Origin of the sequence: Thiobacillus sp. SCN 63-57 (assembly GCF_001725555.1) — a bacterium.
Taxonomy (GTDB): Bacteria; Pseudomonadota; Gammaproteobacteria; order Burkholderiales; family Thiobacillaceae; genus Thiobacillus.
In genome coordinates, this window is record NZ_MEGP01000028.1 from 1 (window position 1) to 24,680 (window position 24,680).

Here is a 24,680-nt window from a genome sequence, read left to right on the forward strand (position 1 = left end):
GGTTCCTGTCGAATAGACTCAGGCTGCCGTCGTTCTGCAGGCGTCGATTGAGAGCATCTATCTCAGCCTGAAACCGCCCGGGTGAATTCAAAAACTGCCGTTGAGCGTATTCCGATTCCAGTTGGCTGCGCATCGCCCCCTCTAAGGCCGCGGTTTGCGCAGCGGTTAAGCTGCCTTGCTGCTCATTGAGATAGCTCAACTGCTCAACGACTACTCGATAGGTATTCGCGCGCTGTTGGAGAGCACCGTATTGCTGGCTCCACTCCTGTTTCTTGACGGCAAGCAGTTCCTGGATAGTAGGCATTGTTACCTCTCCTGTTCAAGTTGGATGCAATCTTTCGAGCTGGTGGGTTTTGTATTGAGGGGGTTGGCCAACGGATCCCACTCTTTAGCTAATGCCATTAATTCTGGACGGTCAGCCTCATTGGTGAAATTGTTCTTCTTCCAAGCCGCAGATTTGAGATTAGCTAGGTAGTAATAGGCTTCATCTGGTTTGTGACGCGACGCCAACCTTCCCCAGCACAGGGCTGCCTGCACACTGTTCAGGTTTGAGAAGCCCTCGCGTTCGCTTTTGTGAGCAAACGCGTTGAATAGCCTACGGTACGCTTCGTAAAGCCCGGCGTTAGCGCCTTCATGGAGTTGTCTCAGAACTCGCTCTCTATCGTAGGCATAACCATTCAGGTGGCCTTCAATTAGAAAAGCCTCGGTAGTGCGGCACAGCGGTAAGCCGAGTTGGGATCCCGTCTTGACGTATCGCACTGCCTCTTCTCTCGTAAGTGGGGCCGGCTGTTCAGTGGTCAGCTTAGAAAGCAATACGGTCGCGAAACAGAGGGCCGATTGGTCCCCCTCCTCCGCCAATTCTTTCAACCTTCTGTAGGCGCCTTTGTCTGGAACGACCCTTCCCCGGCTGGGCTTCACAATTCTTGCCGCGATGGCCGCCATCTCGTACCCCTCTTCAGCCAACTGGGCGAACCATGCTTCCCGGTCGGCGAAGGGCCTGCGAACGATGCGTTGCTGCTCCGCCTCGGGTAGGGCTCTCAAGACGCCGGAATCCGCCGCTGCGGCAGCGCCATTGAAATGGCGCGTGTTAGTGTTCCACGTGGCAAGCTCGTTGGCCAACTGAATATCCAGTTCACGTTTCCGCGCCTCGCTCATCTGCGCGGCCTTGACGGGGTCCACGAGGGGCGTCGATGGAACGACAGCATGGCAACCACTGACGCCCGTGGCAGCGAGCAATATGACCAGCGGTAACGCCCGCCAACTAGGCCCAAATATGCCTGTCTTCAAACTCATGTTGTCCTTCACTTCTTCAACCGTTGAGCGCCAAACTAAAATTCGAACCACTACAACGAAAACCAAGCTTCGCCATCATTTTGTTGAAGCGTTGCATTTCAATTGCCACACTCATATTGATATTGAGTTCACGCACTTTACGGGTCTCTGCCCAGCGTCGAAAAGCAAATAACAACTTGATGGCAGCCGAACTCCCGCGAGCGTCTTGTCTGACATAAAAAAAACGGTCTTGGGCGACGAGTGCATCGCAAAAGAAGAAATCCACCACATACCCAGCGAGCATGCCGACCACTTCGCCGTTGTCCCGTTCCGCCAGCAGGATGGTGGACTGCGGGTGGTGGCCGATCATGCTCGTAAGCACCAAGGTGCTCTTATCTCGATTCAAGCCATAAGCATGGAAACGGGACTCAGCAACCATGGCCTCTCCCATTTCTAACAGGAGTGGGATATCTTCGGGTGTGGCGAAACGTATCCTCATGGCTTACAGCCTGCTTCCCGCGGTGTACGCGCCAATCGAAAATAGATACAACGCATGTCATGCAGCTTCGCGATCTCCATGCAGCCCTTACTTCTCTGTTGGTGTCGAATTCGGCACGAACCATTCATGCAGCTCTACCTGCCCTGATTTCTTAGGGTTCGGTAATAGTGCGCACACTTGTTGGCCCGGGAACATTCCTTCCCGCAGTTCCTTAAGCGTTTCCTCCAATTGCCCAAATGGCGCGACCGCGTCGATCAACCAAATGTGCTCGCCCGATTTCCATTCATGGGGCGCAATCTTCGGCTCTGCTGAACGCAATCGTGCATCGACCACATCATTCACGAATGCCCAGGTAACGAATGCGTAGGGCAGCCCAGCTCTCGTATAAAGACGGCATTGATCCAAAACAATCGGCGGTAGAACAGCCCAATCCGTATCTCCCACAAACATGAATTTTTTTGCAGGATCTCGCGCATATAACCAGAGCGCAGGGCCAAGAATTGGCAACTTAGCCAACGCATCTTTGGCCTGATTAAGGGCTTCCAGCATCTTTTCTTCGCCGATCTTGTTATCTGTCACTACGTTCTCCGTTGTATTGTGTTGTACAAAAAATGAATCAAACGGGTTCGTTAAACACCCGTCCGAGACGTTGGTTTTCCCGCGCGGACAAGTACGCTGTTGTTTCCAGCAGCGCATTTGTTAAACCTGTTGTTCGATCTTTAGCGGGGAACGAGAAAGGGGCGCGCGATGGAGGAACGCCAAAAGTTCCTGCAGACCCAGTGCGGATTGGAGGGCGAGCCGCCTTTGGCGGCATTGAGCCTAGAGCGCGCAGCCCGCGACGCGCAGCATAGCTGCGTCCCATTATTTCCTCTCCCATTTCCCTTGTTTTTGCCCTTTTACGCAGGGCGCAGGTCTCAGCGGACTATGCGTGGGAAGAGGAAAACCTGTCTATACAACTTTAGTTGTAGGACGCCGCATCCAATTGTTTATAAAGAGAAAATAATTTGTAAATTTTGCAAAGCCAGGGCGCCCTCCTCTAGAGGTTAAGGTAAAAGGCCGAATTTTCTCCCTCACGCAAACCTTACGGAGTTCAAGATCTTGGGAGGAAGTCGGCGAGCGGACAGAAGGCGGGGCTCAGAGTACAACGAGGTACTACCGTAAGAAGTGGTCGCCCATATAATTCCCATCCAGTACCCGCGTGCTTCACCCACCCGCAACCCTCGAGTGATGGGTGGCACCGATTGAAGGGGTGGTTATAGATCCATTTGCGCTTTACTTGCGCCAGCCCATCGTTAAATTGGCGCCGCTTGCCTTACCATTCGACTAACAAAGTCGACTACCCAAGGGCAAGAATGCCGGATTCGAAAATTCTATTTATCGACGTAGTTCGAGCCATCGCCGCGATCATGGTTGTGGCAATACATGTGTCTAGCTATGCAGTTGACCATTTCTTGGCCCCCCAATACACGCAACACCTCTACTGGTGGGCGGCAGCCTTCGTAAATGCATCAAGCCGGGAAGCCGTGCCCCTGTTCGTCTTGGTTAGCGGATATCTACTTCTGGGCCGCTGTGACACAGGCGCCCCTTGGGGCTGGGTCAAAAAGAGACTTATTCGGATACTCATACCGCTGATCGCTTGGATCGCAATCTATTTCCTGTGGCGTCAACTTACTTTGCCGGGCGGGTACTCAGCGATGGAAATGTTGCGAGACGCGGTCAGAGGAGACCCCTACTACCATCTCTGGTTCCTGTACATGCTTATAGGGCTGTATCTCACCACACCGATATTGGGGGCCTATCTGCGTGGAGCGGACCAGGTCAACATCAAGTACTTTGTTGTCCTTTGGTTTTTGTTCACTGCCATACCGCCATTTATTAATCGCGCGCTATATATCAACCAGTTTGGCTTGTCGGCAAATGTCGTAAGCGGTTTCGTGGGCTATTTCATGCTGGGCCACCTGATGCGGGACATTGTCCTGACCCGCAAGCAGTGCCTGGTAGCAGGGCTTGCAATCGTATTGTCGGTATTGGCGACAACATTAGGAACATATTTGCTGATGTCCAGAGCCAACGGAAAAGCGGACGAGTTCTTCTTCTCTCCCATGTCACCAACCATCATGGTAGGCACGCTCGGCGTCTTTGCGCTGGTGAAATCGATCTCTTGGGAGTCTGTGTACGCCAAGCTCTCATTACTGCGGCCCATCATAGAAGCGTTGAGCGCTGCAAGCTTCTTCCTCTATCTATCCCACCCTCTTTTTCTGGATTTGTTACGACTGTCTGACGTCGGGCATTTCTCAGCCACGGCAAGCCCTATTGCTGGGATTCCTATCACCGTGGCCGTGATCACACTTATGGCGGTTTCGATTCGATTTGTTCTTTCGAAAGTCCCTATGCTCGATGTAAAGGCCATCTTGGGATAGATGCTCTCGCATGGCCGGAAGAGACCGCACAAACCGGCTATGTCGACCGCCAGGTAGTCTGCCGATCCGGACGCTGGAGCAGGCCCAGCTCAATGGCCGGTGGAGAGCCAGGTTTGGGACGTTGATTCGTCGTATGTGAGAACGCCGGTTTCCCCGCTGGCGAACTCACCCGTCCGCCTCAATGATGCTGCTGGCACTAGCCCAGAGAATGGCAGCCCAGGGGCACAACGCAGCTCTATATTGAGGTGACCCGAAAGATCTCGGGCTGCCCGCGGCGGCGTCGCATCCCGGCTCGCGCCCCGAAGCCCGTACTGCGGAATCGTCCCGCCGTAACGCAGGCTACCGACGAAACCACTAACTTTGCTCAACTGCCAGTATTTATTGGCACAGCAACAGTAAATAAATCCCTTAAAAATCAATTCATTAAAAAATAATTTCGGTTGCGCACGACAGAGTCCTCGTTTAAATTTCAACTAGAACGTTGAACGGGACTTTGCATGACCAAGCGTGACTGGCCCACCGCAGGCCTTGCAAAGACGAAACGAATCGGCAAGAAACCCAGGAAGCACGTCGCCAAACGGCGCATCTGAGGGGCTCATGATGGACATGCCCGACAATCCTTGGGCAGAGCGCTTTACCCCACTTCTGGATGCGGAGGAAATTTTCCGACGGGCTACCCAAATACTGTTATCCATGAGCTATCTTGGTCTGCCGATGGTGAATATCGCCAATTTTAGTCTGGTGCATAAACTCATGCAGCGGCCCCAAGAAGACAGGCAGCGGCTTCTAGCCAAGCCCTGCGTCCTAGTCCCGGATTCACCTGAGAGCCAGGATTGGATTCAGACGCTTGCGACTTATAGGGCGGTCGCTTCAGACGTGTTGGTCTACGATCCTGTCAATGATGCCAAATACATTTTTCTTCTTTCCGCAGGCATCAAGCGCCTCGTTGTGCGGTTGCTCGTGCTGGGCTACAGGATAAGTCGAAAGTTGCGTGGTCATGTTGCGACAGTCAAGCGCGAGTAACGCTACGGCTTGAACCTTGTTTCCTTCAACCTGTGCAGGCTTACGGTCGTGTAGATTTTGTCGCCTCGAATCTCGAACCATGGAAGGCCTTGGTATCCCTCTGGGTGGCTGACAGCCGTGAAGATCTTGGACATAGGCTGCTCTCTAACATTTTTCATCAGACCGGTCGGGGCTGTATTGCTCCCGCCACTTCCGGCAGTTCAATAGCAGGCTGACGTCAATAGAAGGGGCGGTAAATGGCGCTCCGCCACCGACTCAACCTACCTGCCGCCCTCGATGACCTGGAGTACGGGACGCCGCGGGCGTGTTGTTGTCTGGCCGTCACCGTCAAGTGCAGTCAAGGCCAGCCCAAATACCAAATCATCCAGCTCTTGGACGTGCACTGCGAGAGATTCAGCGATGTCGCTTCGGGTCAGACCATCTTCTCGAAGGGCCGAGAAGATCTTCTTGAAGATCTGCGACGTTTCCCGAGGAGCTTCATTCGGTTCCGCCCTGTGGTAGCCCCGTTGAGCGATCTCGATGCACAGAGAACGGTAGTGCCATTCGCTGGCGAGGCCTACATCCTTCAACCTGTACGCAAGGGCTGCTACAGAGACCGTCCATAACACTTTGCGCTGAATGAGCTGGTCCACCGTGGGCATGACCGGCGCGTTCGCGAGAACGCTTCCTTCTGGCATCAGAAAGGCAGACGCGAACTCGTTCGCCTCGCGTTCGGCCGCCCGTGCTTTCGGGCCGGCATGTCGGTGCATTACCAGATGTCCGAGTTCGTGCGCAGCGTCAAACCGGCTGCGCTCACAGGACTTCATCGTGTTTAAGAACACGAATGGCGTCAAAGAGTGCCACATTGAGTACGCGTCCACGTGCGCCGTGTCCTGCGACAACGAGAACACTCGCGCCCCTTTCGCCTCCAACAGGTGGACCATGTTCTTGATCGGCAACTCACCAAGGCCCCAGATCCGTCTGAGTGCTGCAGCCGCAGCTGAGGGGCTAGGCTCCTGGCTCAGGTCCGGGAGACTTGCAGTAGGTAACTCGAATCGTTGCTCGATCCACTGATTCAGCATCAGAGCCACGGCTCCAGCGCCCAGCGCTGAGTCTCGCTGCCCGGCTGTCATCTTAGACATGGACCGGAAGCTGACCGCGTCGGGCGTGATCTCCTGCGCGTCATCGCCAAGAAAAAACTGTACCGGGAAGTGGAGTTGGTCCGCAAGGATTTGAAGACGCTCCTTCTCCGGTTTGAACTCACCGCTCTCGTAGCCAGTGATCGATCGGACTTCTACCCCTACGAGTTCTGCGAGCTTCGTCTTGGTGAGGCCCCTGCGTCGTCGGGCAAGGCTTAGGCGGTTCGGGTTGAAATCTGGCCCGTAGCTCATACCTTCCGCCGAACCGCAACGTCAATGTCCGGTTGGACTGGTGGCGTGATCACAACAGGTTCACCGTCAAGCGGTTGAGCGTTCAAGATAATCCGCTCCTGCCATACGGAAACCCGACCGTCAGTGCCCACGGCCATTGGAAGAGATAGCTCAGCCCGGAGTTCATCCCTGGCGTGATGCACGAGCAGGATCCACGTCGAAACCTTTTCGTTTTCGTCGCACAACTCCACGGGAAATTCCATACCCGGAAGAAATAACTGAAGGCTTCTGTTGACTTCGATGGCGTCGGCGGTATTCGGCCCCTTGGATGAGGTCGTCGCGGGCGAAACGTTGGCGCTACCCGTGGCGTCGTTCCCGGTCGACACAATTATGGAAACGGCACCATCCGGGCTGACCGTCTTTGGTGAGTTCTGGTCGTTGAAACGGGTCCAGCCTTCCGGTCTAAGTGCATCGCGCAGTGTCCGGACTGCCTCGCTCCACGCCGCGATAGGCGGATAAAGGGGAGGATGGTTTTCCGTACAGTTGGCTTTGGCGATGTAGCTGGCCATAACCGCTTGCAATAACGGGCCATCGGTCAGGCCGAGCTGGGCCAAGCGAGCATGTACGGAGGACGGTTCGACGTGCAGGGTGGCATTCATTTGAAGTTCCGGAAGTTTAACTTCCTGAAATCCTACCACACATGAGTATTAAAAACAGGAAGTGTTCGATCGACATTCCTCGTCCCTGGGACCGCCGTTTGGTTGCGCTGGGTATATGTCGGGCTTGGATCAACTTGGGTGCCCCGCTCGGTTCGTCGAACTCCTAGCAGTCAGTAGATAGAACTGTGGATGAGATGAGCCTAGATGGCGAGGCGGCCCTATCCCCTTACCTCCCACATTGAATGTCCGCCTTCTGGCCGAGAACAGACGTAATCTAAAATAGTCTGACTTCCGCTTTGGCCGAGAATCGACGTCGCCCTCAAGGGTACGACCCACCTCATGCAAAAGCCAAATAGGAGCGGTCTGATCGACGGAGTTCGATCGAAATTGTAGGCCGAAGCAGACTGGATTCAGCAGCTTTCATGCTCCGGGAGCGCCAGCCTCCATCGCGCGCCCATCTTGGCGCCTGATTCCTACCGACTATATTCCGGCCCGACAGACTTTATTCTTTCCGATCACCCACGCTGGGGAACCCAGCCCGGTCTTAGCACTCTTAGGATGAGAGTGCTAGAATGTTCGCAAGGGGGTTTTACACGTATGAATCAATCGATGTCTTTACCCATTCCTGCGGCTTACAGCTTGGATAGCTATATCCAGACCGTGAACCGCTATCCCATGCTCAGCCTGGAAGATGAGCAGAAGTTTGCGCGTGCCTGGCACGACAACCAGGATGTCGAGGCGGCCCGTCAGCTGGTTGTCTCGCACCTGCGCGTGGTGGTGAGCGTGGCGCGGCATTATCTCGGCTATGGCCTGCCGCACGCCGACCTCATTCAGGAAGGCAATGTCGGCTTGATGAAGGCCGTGAAACGCTTCGATCCGGACCGCGGCGTACGCCTGGTGTCATTCGCACTACATTGGATCCGCGCCGAGATCCATGAATATGTTCTGAAGAACTGGCGGCTGGTCAAAGTGGCGACCACCAAGGCGCAACGCAAGCTGTTCTTCAACCTGCGCAGCCTGAAACAGTCGCTCAATGCCTTGACGATCAAGGAAGCCGACGCCATGGCCCGCGAGCTCAATGTCAGCCGCAAGGACGTGCTGGAGATGGAAACACGCCTGTCAGGGCACGATGTGTCGATCGACCCGACCATGGACGATGGCGAGGAAAGCTACAGTCCCCTCGCCTATCTGGCGAGCCCGGACGAAAACCCGGCCCAGTTGCTGGAACGCGAGCAGACCGAACAATTGCGGCACAAGGGACTGGTGAACGCACTGGAAGACCTCGACGAACGCAGCCGCCACATTATCCAGGCGCGCTGGCTGACCGAGGGTGAGGCCGCCACGCTGCACGAACTGGCTGCTGAATACGGCGTGTCGGCAGAGCGCATCCGCCAGATCGAGGCGCGTGCCCTGCAAAAAATGCGCGCCGCGATCCCGGCATAAGGTTTGTTTCCCCCAATGACAAGGCCCCGCAATTGCGGGGCCTTGTCATTGGGGGAAGGTCGATCAGAAAAACGAGCCGATCAGTACCGAAAAAATGCTGATCCAGGCCCAGACGATCAATCCCGTTACCACGACCATGGGAAAACCCTGAAAAGTCAAAAGCTGTTTCATTGTGCGTGCTCCATTAAAGTTGGTGAATTTTAATTGACTTGCGCCGTTTTGGGTATGTGTTCGCTTGATTGCCCTAAGAATCCTCGTCCTTGCCGCCCGAGCGGCGCGTCGGGAGCAGGGGATCATCGTCGTCCATCAGAATACGTTCGGCAGGCCCTTCCAGATCGTCGAACTGGCCGCTCTTGATCGACCAGAACACACCGAGGGCGATCAGCAACACGAATATGCCGGATAGCAAGAACAAGAACCCTAGGGTGCTGTTCATGGCATCACCAGCTCCTGCGTATGCTGATAATGCAGGGTGTTTTCCCGCGAGAGGCGGAGTTCAACCAGCCAGCGCCCACTCGCCGGCACCTGCAGCACGCCGCCATATACGCCTGCATCGAGCTCGGGCAGCGGGACGGTGAGCGTCGCCTGGACGGCGCCCGGGCGATGCAAACGCAACTCGGCCACGACGCGGTCGACCGGCAAACCGGTGTGGTTCCGGACACGAACACGGACCGTCCGGACGGATTCGTTGCCGTCCAGGCCACTGACGTCAATATCCCAGCCCAGTTCGGCCTCACGGTGCGCCTTGGACAGCTCCGACGAGATTGCAGTGGCCGCCTCCTGATTGTGGGGAACCACGCCTGAGAATCCGCTATACACCGGTCCGCCATTGCTGCCCAGCCACCAGCGCCCGATCGGCTCGGGCAGCCCCTTGTTCGCGATGTAGAGGAACCCCCCCATGAGCACCGTCAGCCCCGCGAAAAAAAACATGAGCAACTTGGGCGCCCAGTGCATGCGCCCGCCACGCCGCCGGAACAGGGTCAGGGCAAACAGCACCAGTGCCGTCGCGAAGAAAACCGAGATATGGATGGCGACCACATCCAGCCCGGGCCAGTGGCCAACGATGAGGACAAAATAAGCGACCAGCGGAATACCGCCCGCCAGCACCGCGCGCAGGATGGGTGGCAAACTGCGGATCAGGCCGCCCAGGGCGTACAGGACGAGCACAGCGGCCAGCCCGCCAAACAGGGTGATCACTGTATTAATCATGTTCTTCTTTCGGGCCGTCAAATCGAACGTTTTCGGAACGCGCCTCAGCCGGCTTGCCCTTCGGCGTGATGATCAGTTCGAAATGATGGGTATGTTCTGCCAGTTCAGGCGTCAGGCGCACGCTGGCCTGAACGAGCCCGCTGTGCCCTGGTTTGATCGTGATTTCGCGGAAATTCCCCAGGTCAAGCGCGCCAGCCGGTATGCCGCTTGCGCTGATCTCATAGGTCTGGTCCCGCGCCGCCTTGTTGGTGATGCGGACCTGATATCGATTGCGGATGTCTCCGTTCGACAACACGACGTACAAAGGCTGCCGAATCTGATTGACCGCACGGTCGTAGCTGCCGCGGGTGCCGATGCTGTAGGCGAGATACGCGCTCATCAGAATCAGGGCCGCGCCATAGCCGATGGTTTTCAGGCGCTTCCATTCCACTCTTGGCGCAGTCGGTTCGGGTGCGGCCAGATTCTGTTCCGAGTCGTAGCGGATCAGGCCCTGTGGGAAGCCGAATGAATCCATGATGGTGTTGCAGGCATCAATGCAAAGCCCACACGAAATGCATTTGTATTGGAGCCCGTCGCGGATATCGATGCCGGTCGGGCATACCTGCACGCATAGTCCGCAATCGACGCAGTCGCCCAATCCTTTTTCGTGGCGCTCGTCCAGCGTACGTTGGCCGGCACGCGCGCTGGCGCGCCCATGCGCCCCTTCACCCCGCCTCGCGTCGTAATGCACGGCCAGGGTTTCGGGTTCGTACATCACGCTCTGGAAACGTCCGTACGGGCAAACATAAGTACAGATCTGCTCGCGCATCAACCCAGCGGCAGCGTAGGTGGAAATCGTGAGGATGCTGACGGTGATATATGCAGCAGCAGCAGCCTGGCCGGTGAAAAAGTCCAGCACCAATTGCGGCGCATAAGCGTAATAAGCCACGAATGTCATGCCCGTCCAGAACGATGCCAGCACCCACAGGACATGCGTGCCGCCGACCTTGAGCAGCTTTTCACGATTCCAGGGCTGGCGGTAGAGGCGCACGCGCGCGGGCCGCTCGCCCTGAATCTTATGCTCGATCCAGATGAAGAAATCGGTCCACAGCGTCTGGAAACAGAAATATCCGCAAAATGCGCGCCCCACCAGGCCGGTGACGAAGAACAGCAGGATGGCGGCGATGAACAACAGCAGCGCCAGCCAGACAACGTCCTGCGGATAGACCGTGAGACCGAAGATCAGGAAGCGCCGTCCCGGCAGATCAAACAGGACAGCCTGGGACGGGGCATCGAGCCTCGACCACGGCAACCACGGCAGCAGGAAATAGATCGCATAGGCCAGCACCAGCACCGTCGTCTTGAAACGACGAAACCGCCCCTTTACCGAGCGGGTAAAAATCGGAATACGCTTCTGGTAAAGCCCTAGCTGCTCTTCTAAGCCTGTTTGCATGGTGTGGCCGTTGGATCCGCGGGAAGCAAAAGCCCCCGTGAACGGGGGCTTTGCTCATGTCAGTCTGCAGTTCTACTGCCCACCGCCCAGTTCATGGACATAGACCGTCAAAACCTTGATCTGTTCAGGCGAAAGACGTCCAGCCCATGCTGGCATCACACCCTTGTTGAGGCCGCTGGCGATGACACTGCGAATGGCTGCGACTTTTCCTTCCGCGCTGCTTGCCGCGGGCACGTTGGCCCACAGCCAGATATTGTCGGTCAGGTTTGCCGAACCGATCTCCTTGCGCCCTTTGGCGTCGGCACCATGACAGTAGTAGCAGGCCGCGGTTTCGCTATGGAACAGGACATTGCCGGCCGCGGCCTTGGTGGCGTCATGACCGATTCCCGAAAGACTGGCCACGTAATTAGCCAGCTCGTCGATCTGCTCGGGCGAGAGCACCTCGCTGAAGGTCGGCATGTAGCCATGACGGCCACCTGTGATCGTTTCATGAATCTTGTCGAACGAACCACCATACAGCCAGTCGTCGTCGGTCAGGTTGGGAAAGAAGCCCACCACGCCCTGGCCGCCCGCCTGGTGACAGGGCGCGCAGTTGTCAGAGAAGAGCGCCTTGCCCGCCGACAGGATGAAGCCGTTCATGTCCGGATCCTTGGCGACCTGGGCATAGGACATCGCCGCGACCTTGTCGAAATAGGGCTTTTGTGCAGCCGCAGCCTGATTCATGTCTTCCATCAGAAGCGCACGGGTATTCCAGCTATGCGTCTTGGTCTCGCCATCGCTGTTGACGTAGGTGATGTTCGACAGACCGCCTATCCAGCCCTTGCCGAACGGCCAGGACGGGTAGATCGTCCAATACACGAGGGCGAACACCACCGTGACGTAGAACGTGTAGACCCACCAGACCGGCAGCGGATTGTTGTATTCCTGCAGGTCTCCATCCCAGGCATGGCCCGTGGTTTGCACAGTTTGAGATTGTAGTTTTTGCTCGCTCATTGCTTGTCCTTCGTGTCTTCCTGATCGTCCAGGAACGGTATGTTGCGGTAAGACTCGAGTTGGTCGCTCCGCTTCTTGCTACCGTAGGCGTAGATCACGATGCCGATAAAGGTGACGAAAAAGATGACCAGGCCAAGGGGTTTGGTGTTTTCGGGTTTCGAAAACCACATCAAAAAGTCCATTCCAAACCCTCCGGCCTGTTTCGATCAGCGGTCGTTGACGAATGCGTCGTCCTTGTATTTGCCGAAATCGACCATGGTGCCCAACACCTGCAGATAGGCTACCAATGCATCCATCTCGGAAATACCCGAACGATCGCCGTCATAGTTGCCGAAGTTGGCCTGTTCGATCAGGCTCTGCTGCGCATTGGGAATGTGCAGCTGCTTGGCAACGGTTTCACCGAACTTGGCCACGTTCGCCTTGTATTCGGCATCCGTCAGCGAGTACGGCACCCCGACCTTGCGCAACGCCTTCATACGTTCCGCGATATCGGACGTATCCAGTGGCGTCGCCTTCAGCCAGGGGTAGTTCGGCATCACCGACTCGGGCACCATCGAGCGCGGCGCGGTCAAGTGCTGGACATGCCACTCGTTCGAATATTTGCCGCCTACGCGCGCCAGGTCCGGGCCGGTACGCTTGGAGCCCCATTGGAAGGGGTGGTCGTACTGCGACTCCGCTGCCAGCGAGTAGTGGCCGTAGCGCAACTTCTCGTCACGGAACGGGCGGATCATCTGGGAATGGCAGAGATAGCACCCCTCACGCTGATAGATGTCACGTCCGCGCTGTTCCAGCGGGGTATAGGGACGTACGCCGTCGACCTTCTCGATGGTCTTGTCGATGAAGAACAGGGGCGTGATTTCCACCAGGCCGCCGACGCTGATCGCCAGCATGGTCAACACCGCCAGCAGGCCGATGTTGGTTTCAATCCATTCGTGTTTGAAGTTGAAGTTCATGATCTATCTTTTCCCGAATCATGCGTGAGCCAGCTTGGCGGCCAGCTTGGCTTCCAGCGCGGCGCTTTCGCGTTTGCCCTGACGGATGGTCATGAACACGTTGAAGGCCATCATCACCATACCGGTCAGGAAGAACATGCCGCCGATGGCGCGCATCGCGTAGAAGGGGTGCATGGCCGCAACCGACTCGACGAACGAATACTGGAGGTTGCCGAACTCGTCAAATGCGCGCCACATCAGGCCCTGGGTGATCCCGGAAATCCACATTGCGACGATATAGAGAACGATGCCGATCGTGGCCAGCCAGAAATGCCACTCGATCAACTTGCGGCTGTACATTTTGGTGTCCCACAGCTTGGGCATCATGTGATACAGCGAGCCGAAGGTGATCATCGCGACCCAGCCCAGCGCGCCGGAGTGGACATGGCCCACGGTCCAGTCGGTGTAGTGCGACAGTGCATTGACTTCCTTCAGCGACATCATCGGGCCTTCGAAGGTCGACATGCCGTAGAACGACAGGGCCACGATCATGAAGCGCATGATCGGGTCGGTACGCAATTTATCCCAGGCGCCCGACAGGGTCATGATGCCGTTGATCATGCCGCCCCACGAGGGCATCAGCAGCAGGATGGAGAACGCGGCGGCCAGGGAGGAGGTCCAGTCCGGCAAGGCGGTCCAGTGCAAGTGGTGAGCGCCCACCCACATGTACATGAAACCCAGCGCCCAGAAGTGGACGATGGACAGCCGATAGGAATAGATCGGCCGGCCGGCCTGCTTGGGCACGAAGTAATACATCATGCCGAGGAAAGCCGCGGTCAGGAAGAAGCCCACCGCATTGTGGCCATACCACCATTGCGTCATCGCATCCTGCACGCCCGAGAACAGGCTGTAGGACTTCATCGAGAACAGGTCGATGGGCATCGCCAGATTGTTGAAGGTATGCAGCAGCGCGGTCGCCAGGATAAAGGCCAGGTAGAACCAGTTGGCCACGTAAATATGCGGCTGCTTGCGGCGCATGATGGTCCCGACGAACACCGTGAGATACGCGACCCACACGACTTCGATCAGGATATCGATCGGCCATTCCATTTCCGCGTATTCGCGCGACTGGGTATAGCCCAGCATATAGCTGAAGTCTGCCAGCGCGATGGCGGCCATCCAGCCCCAGAACGTGAAACTGGCCAGGCCGTCCGAAATCAGGCGGGTCTGGCAGGTACGCTGAACCACGTAGTAGGAGGTGGCAAACAACGCCGAGCCACCGAAGCCGAAAATCACCGAGGTGGTATGAACGGGACGGAATCGCCCGAACGAAATGTAGGGACTATCGAAGTTCAGAAACGGCCAGGCCAGTTCGGAGGCGATATATACGCCCACGAACATGCCGATCACAGCCCAGACGATCGACATGACGGCAAATTTCTTAACGACTTCGAAGTTGTACTGCTCCGCACCGGAATATGTGGTTACCGCCATGGCCCGCTCCTGTTGTACCCGTAATAGCGCCTGCGCCGCGCCTTAACAGCATATGCTTATATTAAAAAACTGCGGGATTATATTCCGGCCACCCTGGGTCCCGCAAGCCCAAAACCGGGCTCAGGAAGGCAGCAACAGCAATTTCAGATCGTGCGCGATCGCTTCCGGGCTGCTGCCATAGGGCATGAGCAATCTCAAATTTCCCTTAGGATCATAGATATACGTCCCGGCACTGTGATCGATCAGATAATCGCCTGCGGCTTTAACCGATGTCTTTTGATAGACGACTTTGTATTCTTTTGCCAACTGCTTCAGCGTTTCGGCATCGGTATACATTCCCAGGAATGCCGGATTGAAGGCGGGGACGAACTGTTTCAGGATGTCAGGGGTATCACGCTGCGGGTCCAGCGTCACAAAAATGACCTGTACGCGTCCGGCCTGGTCTCCGAGGAGTTTGAGTGCTGCGGCAAAGTCCGACAGTGTCGTGGGACATACGTCCGGACAATGCGTATAGCCGAAAAAGATGGCGACGACCTTGCCCTTGAAGTCCGCCAGCGTACGCACACGGCCGTTGTGATCGGTCAAGCGGAAATCCCGCGCGAAGCCTGCGCCTGTAATATCGGTCGCCTGGAATGAGGGCGGCTGCGGGGCAGGGTGACACCCCGAAAGCGCGATCAGCGCCATCGCCCAGACTGCGGCGAGCCAGCGTGTCATGCCTTGATCTGCTCGAACAGCTGTCCGGGGATATCCGCCAGCCGGTATTTGCCGGACTCCACCGCCTTCGCCAGCTTGTCCAGCGTAGTGTCCTGCAACAGATCGATGATTTTCTTCTTCACGGGCACCCAGCGAAAATGCAGCGGACACGCCGTCTCATCGCTACATTTTTTCAGTCCCAACAGGCAGCTCTGCGTAAACGCAGGCCCTTCTGTCAACAGCAGGATTTGCATCAGGGTGATCTTGTCACCACCCTCACGCAGGCAGAAGCCGCCCAGGCGACCCCGAAAGGAAAACAACAAATTGCCTTTGGCCAGGCTCTGCAGGATTTTGGCCAGATAGGGTGCGGGTACGCCCAGTTTGGCGGCGATATCCTTGTTCAGCACCGGCGTGGCGTCAGGCTGGGTAGCCATGTAGATCAGCGCCTGAACGGCATACTGACTGGTGCGCGAGAGGATCATTCTGTACCCCAATGAAATGAATTGGGGACAATATAAAACAATCCTGTCTGAATATCTAGTTAAAAGCCTGAATTCCCATACAAATCAAATGGGTAAGTTGATGTAATGATCAACCAGCATGATTGCGAACAACAGGCTCAAATACCAGATGGAATAGCGGAAGGTTTGCTTGGCGAGCGCATCGCTATATTCGCGATATAAACGCCAGCCATAGTGGATGAAGCGCCCCCCGAGCAAAACGGCACCTGCCAGATAGATCCACCCGCCCATGCCCGTCCCGACCGGCAACATGGTCACGGCAAACAGCAGCACGGTGTAGAGCAGTACATGCAGGCGGGTATAGGCCTCGCCGTGCGTCACCGGCAGCATCGGCAGGCCGGCCCGGGCGTATTCCTCGCGCCGGTATAGCGCCAAGGCCCAGAAATGCGGAGGTGTCCAGGCAAAAATGATCAGGAACAACAAGAGCGCATCATGATGGATTTCGCCCGTTGCCGCGGCCCAGCCAAGTACCGGCGGCATCGCGCCGGACGCGCCGCCAATGACAATGTTCTGCGGCGTAGCCGGTTTCAGCACGGCTGTATAGATCACCGCATAGCCGACGAACGTGGCCAGTGTCAGCCACATCGTGAGCGGATTGACGAATACATTCAGCAGGTACAGGCCAGCCCCCCCCACCACGCCGGAAAACACCAGCGTCTGGGTGCTGGTCAATTCGCCGCGAGGCAGCGGACGAGCACGTGTACGCGCCATCACCGCATCGATTTTCTGTTCGATCAGACAATTGAATGCCGCCGCCGCACCGGCCACCAACGCGATCCCGAGCGTGCCGGCCCACAGTGCATTCCAGCTTGGCCAACCGGGCACGGCGAGGAACATGCCGATCACGGCCGTGAATACGATCAGGCTGACGACACGCAGCTTGCACAAAGCCAAAAACTGTTGGCATCGGCAGGCCGCGCCCTGAACCATCAAAGATTCCATGTTCATCTCCTGCGCACCCGATAATTCAGCACAACCAGGCTGGACAGCAACAATGCCGCACCCACATTGTGCGCGACCGCCACGGCCAACGGCAGGCTAAACAGGACATTGCTGATGCCCAGCGAGACCTGCAACACCAACAGCCCACCTATGACCAGCCCCATGCCGGCGTAGCCGGGACTACCTACCAGGCGCAGAACCAGCCAACTCAAATACAGCGTCACTACCAAGGCCATGACCCGGTGCGTCCAATGGATGGCGGTCAATGCCGACAATGGCAACAACTCACCGGTCGCGGTCTCGCCAAGATTCCGGTGCAGGGTGAAGCCCTGCTCGAAATCCATCGGCGGCACCCAGGCACCGTGACACAGCGGGAAATCGGGGCAGGCCAAGGCTGCATAGTTGGTGCTCACCCAGCCGCCCAGCCCGATTTGCATCGCCACCAGAATCAGCCCCAGCAAGGCCCCGTTGCGTAGATGATCGCTATTCGCATAGTAGGTGTGGCCCGATTGGCCGCGTTCGCGCAGCCAAAGCCAAAGCAGTAGCGCGAGGGTCGTCATTCCGCCCAGCAGATGCGAACTGACGATCAACGGCTTGAGCAACTGGGTGACTGTCCACATACCCAGCATGGCCTGGAACACGATCAGACCGAGTAGCAGCCAAGGCAAGCCAAGGCCACCGCGTGTTTCATGCCGACCGCGCCATGCCAGTATGGCAATGGCCAGCACCAGCAAACCCAGCGTGCCAGCAAAATAGCGATGCACCATCTCCTTCCAGGCTTTCGCATGGGACACCGGCCCATCCGGGCGCACGGCAAGTTCTGCGTTGATGGCGTCCGCGGCGTTGTGCGGGGTCAGCTTGCCGTAACATCCGGGCCAGTCGGGGCAGCCCAGTCCGGCGTCGGAGAGACGAACGTACGCACCCAAGGCCACCACTCCGAACGCAAGGATCAGGGCAGCCAAAATGATTTTCCGATATGTCGTCATGGTCGCGGATCAGCCTATCTGGGATGCCTTGAGCAGCAGCTTGAGGTCTTTCATCATGCGGTCGAAATCGGCCTGAGCCGGGAAACGCAGCATCAGATTACCCAGCGGATCGATCAGATAGATGTGGTCGACCCGATTCTGCGCAGCTGGAAACTGCGCCACGAAAGCCGCGTTCGCCGGCCGCCACACATGCAAATCGGGATGCGCCTGTAACAGCTTCGCGTCCGGCGTACCGCTGTCGGTCACCACCCACAGCCGCTCGATGCGGTCCTGCTCCTTACCTTGCGCGATCCGCGTCTGGCGCATCAGATAGAGTTGCCATGCGCACGCCGCGTCGCAGCGAGTTGGACCCACATGCACCATCACCCATTTCCCGTGCAGTGCCTCCAGATCGTACGAGCGGCCATCGGGCGTGCTGCCCGCAGTTTGCTGCAGGGGGGTGACCTTGAGCAGGTCACCGTAATTGGAATGGCCCGCCGGACGCCATCCCGCGTAGGCCAGATAAGCAGCCACCACAGGCATCAGAAACACGCCGACCAACAACAGGAATTTACCGCGAGGAGTTAATTGCATACTCGAAACCATTTCGGACGTTGGGTACATCAGTCATCGTCATCCCGATGACGCTTTACGTTCAGGACCAGCCACAACACTGCCAGCGTCGTCGCCAGACTGTACCACTGGATTGCATAGCTGACATGCATGCTGACGCCGGTATCAGGACGCGGCCAGTCACGAACCAGGCCATCCGCCAGCGGAGTGGTCTGCAATAACAGCAGCGGTTGCAGCGTCAGCCGGGTAGTTGCGGCATAGCGTGCGAAATCCAGGTTCTGCCACACCCGTCCCTGGGACGGCGCATGCATCAACTCGATATAGCGGCTGTGCGGATCGACGGCCATGCCTTCGAGTCGTATCAGCCCCCCCGGCGTCGGCGGCAAGGGAATCTTTTCGCGAGAGGGCCCTACCGCCACCCAGCCGCGATTGACCAGAATGGCAAGCGGCCCGCCCTCTATGATGAGCGGCGTCAGTACGTGATATCCCGCCACCCCTTTATAAACTCGGTTGTCGAGGAAGATGGTATGCGCCGCGTCAAACACCCCGCGCACTTCCAGCTTCCGGTACAGCACGCTGTCGCGGTCCAGCAGTGTGCTGCCGACATGGATGGGCGCTTCCCGAATCGCCACATCGTAACGTGCCTGCAAGGCGCGCTTGGTTTCGGCGCGCCCACTCTGCCAGTTGCCGAGCCACAAGGTCAGCACAAAAAAGAACAATGCAGCCAGGGTCGGCCAGAGCCTCGGGGAAAACTGCCATGGGCCTACACGCAGTCTCAACAAGTGCATAGGCCCGCCAATCCGGTTAGACTGGAATTTTTACGAGCATCCCGTTCCATGCGCATCGTTGCCCTGCTCTTCATCGTGTTCATCCTGGCCAGCCTCGCCAGCGCACTCTACTACCTCATCAAGGACAAGGGCCGATCGGATCGTACAGTCAAGATGCTGACGGTGCGCGTCGTGCTTTCCCTCACCCTTTTTCTGCTGCTGATGGGTGGCTACTACTTCGGCATCATCCCGCAAACCGGGCTGCGTTAGCCTATCCCCCGCAACAAAAAGCCGCGCTGAACGCGGCTTTTTGTTGAACCGGTGCCACGGTCAAGCGTGGCCCGCCTGCTGCGTATCAGCTCCCGACCTAGATCAACCAGTAAACCAGGATGAACAACAGCACCCACACCACATCGACGAAGTGCCAGTACCACGATACGGCCTCGAATGCGAAATGATGTTCGGCAGTGAAATGCCCGGCGATCGAACGCAGCAGCATGACGATCAGCATCGTCGTTCCCACCAGCACGTGAAAACCGTGAAAGCCGGTCAACATGAAGAAGGTCGCACCATACACGCCTGCACCCAGCGTCAGCCCCATCTCGGTATAGGCGTGATGGTATTCGTAGGCTTGCAAACATAGAAAGACCACACCGAGCGTGACCGTCATCCCCAGCCCTAGAATCAGCTGCATACGGTTGTTCTTTTTCAGTCCCCAGTGTGCCCAGGTGACCGTCACCCCAGAACTCAGCAGCAACAGCGTGTTGATGGCCGGAATGCCCCATGCTTCCATCGGCGTGAATTTCAGGCCATCAGCGGTAAGGCCGGGCCCCGCAGTCGGCCACGCCGCCTTGAACGTGGGCCAGAGTTGCTGCATCGTGTCGGACTCGCCCAGCCAAGGCACCGACAGCACCCGGGTATAAAACAGCGCGCCGAAGAAAGCGGCGAAGAACATCACTTCGGAAAAGATGAACCAGCTCATGGACCAGCGGTACGAGGAATCCACCTGCTTGTTGTAGCGGCCGGCTTCGCTGTCTCGGATCACTTCGCCAAACCATCCGAACATCATGAAAAACAGCACGGCCACCCCGGCCAGCAGCACCCAGAGGCCATGGTTGATTTCGTGCATGGTCATGACGCCTCCCACTGCCATCGTCAGCAGGGCCACCGACCCGATGATCGGCCAGAGCGAAGGTTGCGGCAGGTAATATTTATCGGTTTGTGCCAGGCTCATGTCTTTCCCTCTTCCTCGTCTATATGATCGTTTACTTCACGAACTGCAGCACCAGGTACACCACCAGCAATAATGTCAGAACAAACACCACACCGCCGACCAGCCCGGCAATGATGATCTGTGCCTGCGTCAGGCTTTGCGCGTCATCATCGTAATCGCGCCGTTTGCGCACGCCGAAAAAACTCCAAAACACGGCAAGTGCAGCACGCAGGTTCCCCTTTTCAGCCATGCGGCACTTTTTCCGGCAACGTCGCCGTCTGCGCCTTGGGATCCGTGTTGAAGAAGGTGTAGGACAAGGTCACGGTATGCAAGTCCTTGTCCATCGACGGATCCAGCACGAACAACACCGGCATCTGGCGCCGTTCGCCCGCAGCCAGCTTCTGCGGAGTGAAGCAGAAGCACTCGATTTTCCTGAAAAATGCGCCTGCGCGGGCCGGCCCGTAACTTGGCACTGCCTGGCCCACGATTGCATGGTCGCTGTTGTTGGCCGCTTCGTAGTCCACCTGCACCAGCTGGCCCGGATGCACCTTGATACTGCGCTGCATGGTTTTGAATTGCCACGGCAGCCCCTCGTTGGTATTGGCGTCGAATTCAATCGTCACCCAGCGGCTGGTATCGACCTGGGTGTTTTTCACCAGACTCTGCTCGTCGCCAGAATTGATTCCGGTCACTTCGCAAATCTTGTAATAAAACGGTACCAGCGCAAACCCAAACCCGAACATGCCCAGCGCCACAACAATGAGCTTGGTCAGCGTGTTGGATTTGCCGGTGGTCATGGTCTATTTCAATCCGTTGTATAGCGTGAACAGGAACAAGCCAATCGCAATGGCAGCCAGAATGCCGGCCGTCAGATATTTGCCATTTTGCTTGTTGTCCGTCATGCCGATTGAATCGCCGCTCATTTCACCACCGGTGCGGTTTCAAAAGTATGGTAAGGCGCGGGCGAAGGCACCGTCCACTCCAGGCCTTGGGCCCCTTCCCAAACCTGATCGCTCGCCTTGGCCCCGCCCTTGATCGTTTTCAGCACCAGAACCAGGAAGATCAACTGGCTGAATCCGAAGATGAAGGCGCCCACGGTCGCAATCTGGTTGAACTCAGTGAACTGCAGTGCATAGTCGGGTATGCGTCGCGGCATGCCGGCCAGGCCGAGGAAGTGCATCGGGAAAAACACGATGTTCATGCCAATGACGGACAGCCAGAAGTGCGTTTTTCCGAGCGTCTCGTTGTACATATGGCCCGTCCATTTCGGCAGCCAGTAATAGATCCCGGCAAAAATGGAGAACAAGGCGCCGGAGACCAGCACATAGTGGAAATGCGCCACGACGTAATAGGTGTCCTGCAGCTGGATGTCGACCGGCGCCATCGCAAGCACCAGTCCCGAAAAGCCGCCTATCGTGAACAGGCACACGAACGCGATGGCGAACAGCATCGGTGTCTCAAACGTCAGCGAGCCTTTCCACATCGTGGCCACCCAGTTGAACACCTTCACCCCGGTCGGGACCGCGATCAACATGGTGGAGAACATGAAGAACAGCTGCGCCGCCACCGGCATGCCCACGGCGAACATGTGATGCGCCCACACGGTGAACGACAGGATCGCGATCGACGCAGTGGCATACACCATCGAGGCGTAGCCGAACAAGGGCTTGCGGGAGAAGGTCGGAATGATCTGCGAGATGATGCCGAAAGCCGGCAGGATCAGGATGTAGACCTCGGGATGCCCGAAGAACCAGAAGATATGCTGGAACATCACCGGGTCGCCACCGCCTGCCGCGTTGAAGAAATGAGTACCGAAATTACGGTCGGTAAGCAACATGGTGACCGCACCCGCAAGGACCGGCATGGTGGCGATCAGCAGATAGGCGGTAATCAGCCAGGTCCAGACGAACATCGGCATCTTCATCAGCGTGAGCCCAGGCGCGCGCATGTTGAGGATGGTGGTGATGATGTTGATCGATCCCATGATCGACGACAGGCCCATGATGTGCACGGCCAGAATTGTCAGGTCATAGGACACGCCGCCCTGGATGAAAAGCGGCGGGTACATCGTCCAGCCGCCGGCCACGGCGCCGCCAGGCAGCCAGAACGACCCCAGCAGCATGATGCCGGCCACCGGCAAGAGCCAGAAACTCCAGTTGTTCATGCGCGGGAATGCCATGTCGGGCGCACCGATCATCAGCGGCACCTGCCAGTTCGCAAAGCCGGTGAAGGCCGGCATGATGACGCCGAAAATCATGATCAGGCCGTGCATCGTGGTGAGCTGATTGAAGAAATCGGGGTGCATCAGCTGCATGCCCGGCTCGAAAAGTTCGGAGCGAATCAGCAGCGCCATCGAGCCGGCAGTAAACAGCATGATGAGCGAGAACCACAGGTAGAGCGAACCGATATCCTTGTGGTTGGTCGTGGTCAGCCAGCGCATGATTCCGGTGGGATGCGCGTGGTGTCCGTGGTCGTCGTGGGCGTGTGCTGCGTCAGACATGACTGTGCTCTCCTCTCGGTTGTTCACTGCGCGGCGGGGGCGGCGGCGACGGCTGCTCCCCCGCGGGCGGCTGCGATGTCCGCGGGCTGTGCCGCGTCACCCATTTTGTTGTCCCAGGCATTGCGCTCATACGTCACGACCGCGGCGATTTCCGCATCGGACAAGCGGTCGGCGAATCCGACCATGGCAGTGCCTGGGCGACCGCCGTGCACCACGATATTGATATGCGCGGCAATCGGCCCGGTGGCGACCTTGGAACCGTTCATCGCAGGGAACACGCCTGGCAGGCCCATGCCATTGGCCTGGTGGCAGGCGGCGCAGTTGGCTTGATAGACTTTCTCGCCCCGTGCCACCAATTCCTTCACGTCAAAAGTTTTGGTGTTGTCGGCCGCAGCAGCCTGCGCCGACCCTTTCTTCTTGGCCACCCAGGCTTTGTAATCCTCCTCGGAGACCACTTTGACCACGATCGGCATGAAACCATGGTCCTTGCCGCACAGTTCGGCGCATTGGCCGCGATAGGTGCCGATCTTGTCCGCCTTGAACCAACTGTCCCGGATGAAGCCAGGGATGCCGTCCTGCTTGACGCCGAATGCGGGAACCCACCAGGAATGGATCACGTCATTGGCGGTAATCAGCAAGCGCACCCGCTTGCCAACCGGTACCACCATTGGATCGTCCACTTCGAGCAGGTAGTGTTCATCCTTGGCCGCCGTGCCGTCGATCTGTTCACGCGGTGTGGCAAGTGTGCTGTAGAAGTGAACGCCTTCGTTAAGGTAATCGTAACCCCATTTCCACTGGTAGCCCGTGATCTTGACGGTCATGTCGGGATTGGAGGTGTCTTTCATCTCGATCACGACCTTGGCGGCGGGATAGGCCATCCCCACCAGGATGATGAACGGGATGACGGTCCAGATGATTTCGACTGTGGTGTTTTCGTGGAAGTGCGCAGCTTTGTGGCCGACCGATTTGCGGTGCTTGACCAGCGAGTAGAACATCATGCCGAAGACGATGATGAAAATTCCGACGCACACCAGCATGATGAGGTTATGCAGATGGAACACCTCCCTCGCCACCTGACTCGCCGGTGGTTGCAGGTTGTATGCATAGTCTGCCAGTGCTGACTGGCTGGCTGCCCATACCGCCCCCATCACCCCTGCCCTTTGCCACATGCTTTTCATCGCGTTCCCCGTCCTCTGACTTTGTTATGGGTAGTCGTTGCGGCGCGTATTGCCCTATGCCTGCAACTTTCTGCGTAAGGTCGCAGCCAGTTGCAGCCGCGCCTCGTCACTCAGGTACTGTCCGACTTTTGTTTCGCGACCATGAGAACTCAGGCTGAGACGGCAGTTTCTGCCTGACGTCCCGCAGTCGCATATCACACGCGCCCATTGGCGATTCATTTCACGGCGCTCTCCATACGTGCCGGCATGCCACTCCAGCACTATCACATCCCCTTCAATCGTTAGTGTTTCGTAATCCCCTTCTCGGCTGCGCAGCGTCTCCAGTGCCCATGCCAGCAATCCAATTTCCAATCCGGCAAATGGCAAGATCAGCCAGTATCCCAGGAGCGCGAAGCCACTTGCCGTTACAAAACATACTGTCGCCAGACTCCAGAGCACCAGCTGCTGCTGGCGGTGTGTCAAGGAATGGTTAGGGCGGGACTGGAATACAAACGCGCCTGCTGACACACCTTCACAGTCTTCCGTATTCACCTGTTCCATATGGAGAAGCGAGGAAACCGCGTGCGGCATCATGTCGCAGATTAACTTATTGATTTGTTTATA

30 protein-coding genes are annotated in these 24,680 nt (G+C 57.3%); 4 read left to right on the plus strand and 26 right to left on the minus strand.

Translation table 11 applies throughout. The features are described 5' to 3' along the window. The 4 genes from ABT23_RS11910 to ABT23_RS11925 form a co-directional block, all read right to left on the minus strand. Nucleotides 1–304: hypothetical protein (locus ABT23_RS11910; RefSeq protein ID WP_296635504.1), on the minus strand; the 304-nt coding region annotated here is incomplete at its 3' end. Between the two features lie 2 nt (nt 305–306). Next, nucleotides 307–1,293, minus strand: coding sequence for a hypothetical protein (locus ABT23_RS11915; protein WP_296635507.1), 987 nt, complete (start codon nt 1,291–1,293; stop codon nt 307–309). A 16-nt stretch (nt 1,294–1,309) separates the two neighbouring features. Then, nucleotides 1,310–1,771 (minus strand): GNAT family N-acetyltransferase, encoded by a 462-nt coding sequence (locus tag ABT23_RS11920; protein ID WP_296635509.1) that lies wholly within the window; start codon nt 1,769–1,771, stop codon nt 1,310–1,312. Between the two features lie 87 nt (nt 1,772–1,858). Further along, nucleotides 1,859–2,350 carry a toxin-activating lysine-acyltransferase gene (locus ABT23_RS11925; protein WP_296635511.1) on the minus strand — a complete coding sequence of 164 codons (492 nt, stop codon included), beginning with the start codon at nt 2,348–2,350 and terminating at the stop codon, nt 1,859–1,861. A 773-nt stretch (nt 2,351–3,123) separates the two neighbouring features. Here ABT23_RS11925 and ABT23_RS11930 point away from each other — a divergent pair. Continuing rightward, the gene (locus ABT23_RS11930; RefSeq protein ID WP_296635514.1) at nt 3,124–4,191 is read left to right on the plus strand and encodes an acyltransferase family protein; all 1,068 of its coding nucleotides are present in this window, start codon (nt 3,124–3,126) and stop codon (nt 4,189–4,191) included. A 597-nt stretch (nt 4,192–4,788) separates the two neighbouring features. Continuing rightward, nucleotides 4,789–5,214, plus strand: a complete 426-nt coding sequence (locus ABT23_RS11935) for a hypothetical protein (RefSeq protein WP_296635517.1) — start codon at nt 4,789–4,791, stop codon at nt 5,212–5,214. A 260-nt stretch (nt 5,215–5,474) separates the two neighbouring features. Here the strand turns inward: ABT23_RS11935 and ABT23_RS11940 are convergent, their stop codons facing one another. Together ABT23_RS11940 and ABT23_RS11945 are read right to left on the minus strand one after the other, a co-directional pair. Then, the gene (locus ABT23_RS11940) at nt 5,475–6,584 is read right to left on the minus strand and encodes an XRE family transcriptional regulator (RefSeq protein ID WP_296635519.1); all 1,110 of its coding nucleotides are present in this window, start codon (nt 6,582–6,584) and stop codon (nt 5,475–5,477) included. Then, nucleotides 6,581–7,222, minus strand: a complete 642-nt coding sequence (locus ABT23_RS11945) for a hypothetical protein (RefSeq protein ID WP_296635523.1) — start codon at nt 7,220–7,222, stop codon at nt 6,581–6,583. The genes ABT23_RS11940 and ABT23_RS11945 overlap by 4 nt, the downstream gene beginning before the upstream one ends. Before the next feature lie 597 nt (nt 7,223–7,819). Between ABT23_RS11945 and rpoH the strand changes: the two genes are divergently transcribed. After that, nucleotides 7,820–8,665, plus strand: coding sequence for an RNA polymerase sigma factor RpoH (gene rpoH / locus ABT23_RS11950; RefSeq protein WP_296635527.1), 846 nt, complete (start codon nt 7,820–7,822; stop codon nt 8,663–8,665). A gap of 244 nt (nt 8,666–8,909) precedes the next feature. Here the strand turns inward: rpoH and ccoS are convergent, their stop codons facing one another. From ccoS to ABT23_RS12015, 13 genes are all read right to left on the minus strand, one after another. Continuing rightward, nucleotides 8,910–9,101, minus strand: a complete 192-nt coding sequence (ccoS, locus tag ABT23_RS11955; protein WP_296635530.1) for a cbb3-type cytochrome oxidase assembly protein CcoS — start codon at nt 9,099–9,101, stop codon at nt 8,910–8,912. Then, a complete protein-coding gene (locus tag ABT23_RS11960; RefSeq protein WP_296635532.1) occupies nt 9,098–9,874 on the minus strand; it encodes a FixH family protein in 777 nt (258 codons plus the stop codon). The genes ccoS and ABT23_RS11960 overlap by 4 nt, the downstream gene beginning before the upstream one ends. Then, complete coding sequence (ccoG, locus tag ABT23_RS11965) at nt 9,867–11,306, minus strand: cytochrome c oxidase accessory protein CcoG (RefSeq protein WP_296635536.1); 1,440 nt, start codon at nt 11,304–11,306, stop codon at nt 9,867–9,869. The genes ABT23_RS11960 and ccoG overlap by 8 nt, the downstream gene beginning before the upstream one ends. 72 nt (nt 11,307–11,378) lie before the next feature. Continuing rightward, the gene (gene ccoP / locus ABT23_RS11970) at nt 11,379–12,299 is read right to left on the minus strand and encodes a cytochrome-c oxidase, cbb3-type subunit III (protein ID WP_296635539.1); all 921 of its coding nucleotides are present in this window, start codon (nt 12,297–12,299) and stop codon (nt 11,379–11,381) included. Beyond that, nucleotides 12,296–12,481, minus strand: coding sequence for a cbb3-type cytochrome c oxidase subunit 3 (locus ABT23_RS11975; protein ID WP_296635542.1), 186 nt, complete (start codon nt 12,479–12,481; stop codon nt 12,296–12,298). Before ABT23_RS11975 ends, ccoP begins: the two co-directional genes overlap by 4 nt. A gap of 24 nt (nt 12,482–12,505) precedes the next feature. Continuing rightward, the gene (gene ccoO / locus ABT23_RS11980) at nt 12,506–13,252 is read right to left on the minus strand and encodes a cytochrome-c oxidase, cbb3-type subunit II (RefSeq protein WP_296635545.1); all 747 of its coding nucleotides are present in this window, start codon (nt 13,250–13,252) and stop codon (nt 12,506–12,508) included. A gap of 18 nt (nt 13,253–13,270) precedes the next feature. Further along, nucleotides 13,271–14,725: a cytochrome-c oxidase, cbb3-type subunit I gene (gene ccoN / locus ABT23_RS11985; RefSeq protein ID WP_296635548.1), complete on the minus strand. Its 1,455-nt coding sequence runs from the start codon at nt 14,723–14,725 to the stop codon at nt 13,271–13,273. A 120-nt stretch (nt 14,726–14,845) separates the two neighbouring features. Beyond that, the gene (locus tag ABT23_RS11990; RefSeq protein WP_296635550.1) at nt 14,846–15,439 is read right to left on the minus strand and encodes an SCO family protein; all 594 of its coding nucleotides are present in this window, start codon (nt 15,437–15,439) and stop codon (nt 14,846–14,848) included. Further along, on the minus strand, nt 15,436–15,900 hold the full coding sequence (locus tag ABT23_RS11995; RefSeq protein ID WP_296635553.1) for an Rrf2 family transcriptional regulator: 465 nt from the start codon (nt 15,898–15,900) through the stop codon (nt 15,436–15,438). Before ABT23_RS11995 ends, ABT23_RS11990 begins: the two co-directional genes overlap by 4 nt. An 84-nt stretch (nt 15,901–15,984) precedes the next feature. Beyond that, entirely contained in the window at nt 15,985–16,881 is an 897-nt protein-coding gene (cyoE, locus tag ABT23_RS12000) for a heme o synthase (RefSeq protein ID WP_296635557.1), read from the minus strand. 2 nt (nt 16,882–16,883) lie between these two features. Continuing rightward, nucleotides 16,884–17,867, minus strand: a complete 984-nt coding sequence (locus ABT23_RS12005; RefSeq protein WP_296635560.1) for a COX15/CtaA family protein — start codon at nt 17,865–17,867, stop codon at nt 16,884–16,886. A gap of 9 nt (nt 17,868–17,876) precedes the next feature. Further along, the gene (locus ABT23_RS12010; protein ID WP_296635563.1) at nt 17,877–18,440 is read right to left on the minus strand and encodes a hypothetical protein; all 564 of its coding nucleotides are present in this window, start codon (nt 18,438–18,440) and stop codon (nt 17,877–17,879) included. A 29-nt stretch (nt 18,441–18,469) separates the two neighbouring features. Beyond that, nucleotides 18,470–19,126, minus strand: a complete 657-nt coding sequence (locus ABT23_RS12015) for an SURF1 family protein (RefSeq protein WP_296635566.1) — start codon at nt 19,124–19,126, stop codon at nt 18,470–18,472. A 129-nt stretch (nt 19,127–19,255) separates the two neighbouring features. On the opposite strand from ABT23_RS12015, the gene ABT23_RS12020 reads away from it, so the two are divergent. Further along, a complete protein-coding gene (locus ABT23_RS12020; protein ID WP_296635570.1) occupies nt 19,256–19,456 on the plus strand; it encodes a twin transmembrane helix small protein in 201 nt (66 codons plus the stop codon). A 97-nt stretch (nt 19,457–19,553) separates the two neighbouring features. Here the strand turns inward: ABT23_RS12020 and ABT23_RS12025 are convergent, their stop codons facing one another. The 7 genes from ABT23_RS12025 to ABT23_RS12055 form a co-directional block, all read right to left on the minus strand. Further along, on the minus strand, nt 19,554–20,420 hold the full coding sequence (locus tag ABT23_RS12025) for a cytochrome c oxidase subunit 3 (protein ID WP_296635571.1): 867 nt from the start codon (nt 20,418–20,420) through the stop codon (nt 19,554–19,556). Between the two features lie 31 nt (nt 20,421–20,451). Then, entirely contained in the window at nt 20,452–20,649 is a 198-nt protein-coding gene (locus ABT23_RS12030; RefSeq protein WP_296635574.1) for a DUF2970 domain-containing protein, read from the minus strand. Further along, nucleotides 20,642–21,196 (minus strand): cytochrome c oxidase assembly protein, encoded by a 555-nt coding sequence (locus tag ABT23_RS12035; protein WP_296635576.1) that lies wholly within the window; start codon nt 21,194–21,196, stop codon nt 20,642–20,644. The genes ABT23_RS12030 and ABT23_RS12035 overlap by 8 nt, the downstream gene beginning before the upstream one ends. 3 nt (nt 21,197–21,199) lie before the next feature. Continuing rightward, nucleotides 21,200–21,322, minus strand: coding sequence for a hypothetical protein (locus ABT23_RS12040; protein ID WP_296635580.1), 123 nt, complete (start codon nt 21,320–21,322; stop codon nt 21,200–21,202). Next, nucleotides 21,319–22,899, minus strand: coding sequence for a cytochrome c oxidase subunit I (ctaD, locus tag ABT23_RS12045; RefSeq protein ID WP_296635581.1), 1,581 nt, complete (start codon nt 22,897–22,899; stop codon nt 21,319–21,321). The genes ABT23_RS12040 and ctaD overlap by 4 nt, the downstream gene beginning before the upstream one ends. A 23-nt stretch (nt 22,900–22,922) precedes the next feature. Further along, the gene (coxB, locus tag ABT23_RS12050) at nt 22,923–24,047 is read right to left on the minus strand and encodes a cytochrome c oxidase subunit II (RefSeq protein ID WP_296635615.1); all 1,125 of its coding nucleotides are present in this window, start codon (nt 24,045–24,047) and stop codon (nt 22,923–22,925) included. An 84-nt stretch (nt 24,048–24,131) separates the two neighbouring features. Further along, nucleotides 24,132–24,650 carry a DUF2244 domain-containing protein gene (locus tag ABT23_RS12055; RefSeq protein ID WP_296635584.1) on the minus strand — a complete coding sequence of 173 codons (519 nt, stop codon included), beginning with the start codon at nt 24,648–24,650 and terminating at the stop codon, nt 24,132–24,134. Nucleotides 24,651–24,680: the final 30 nt, after the last annotated feature.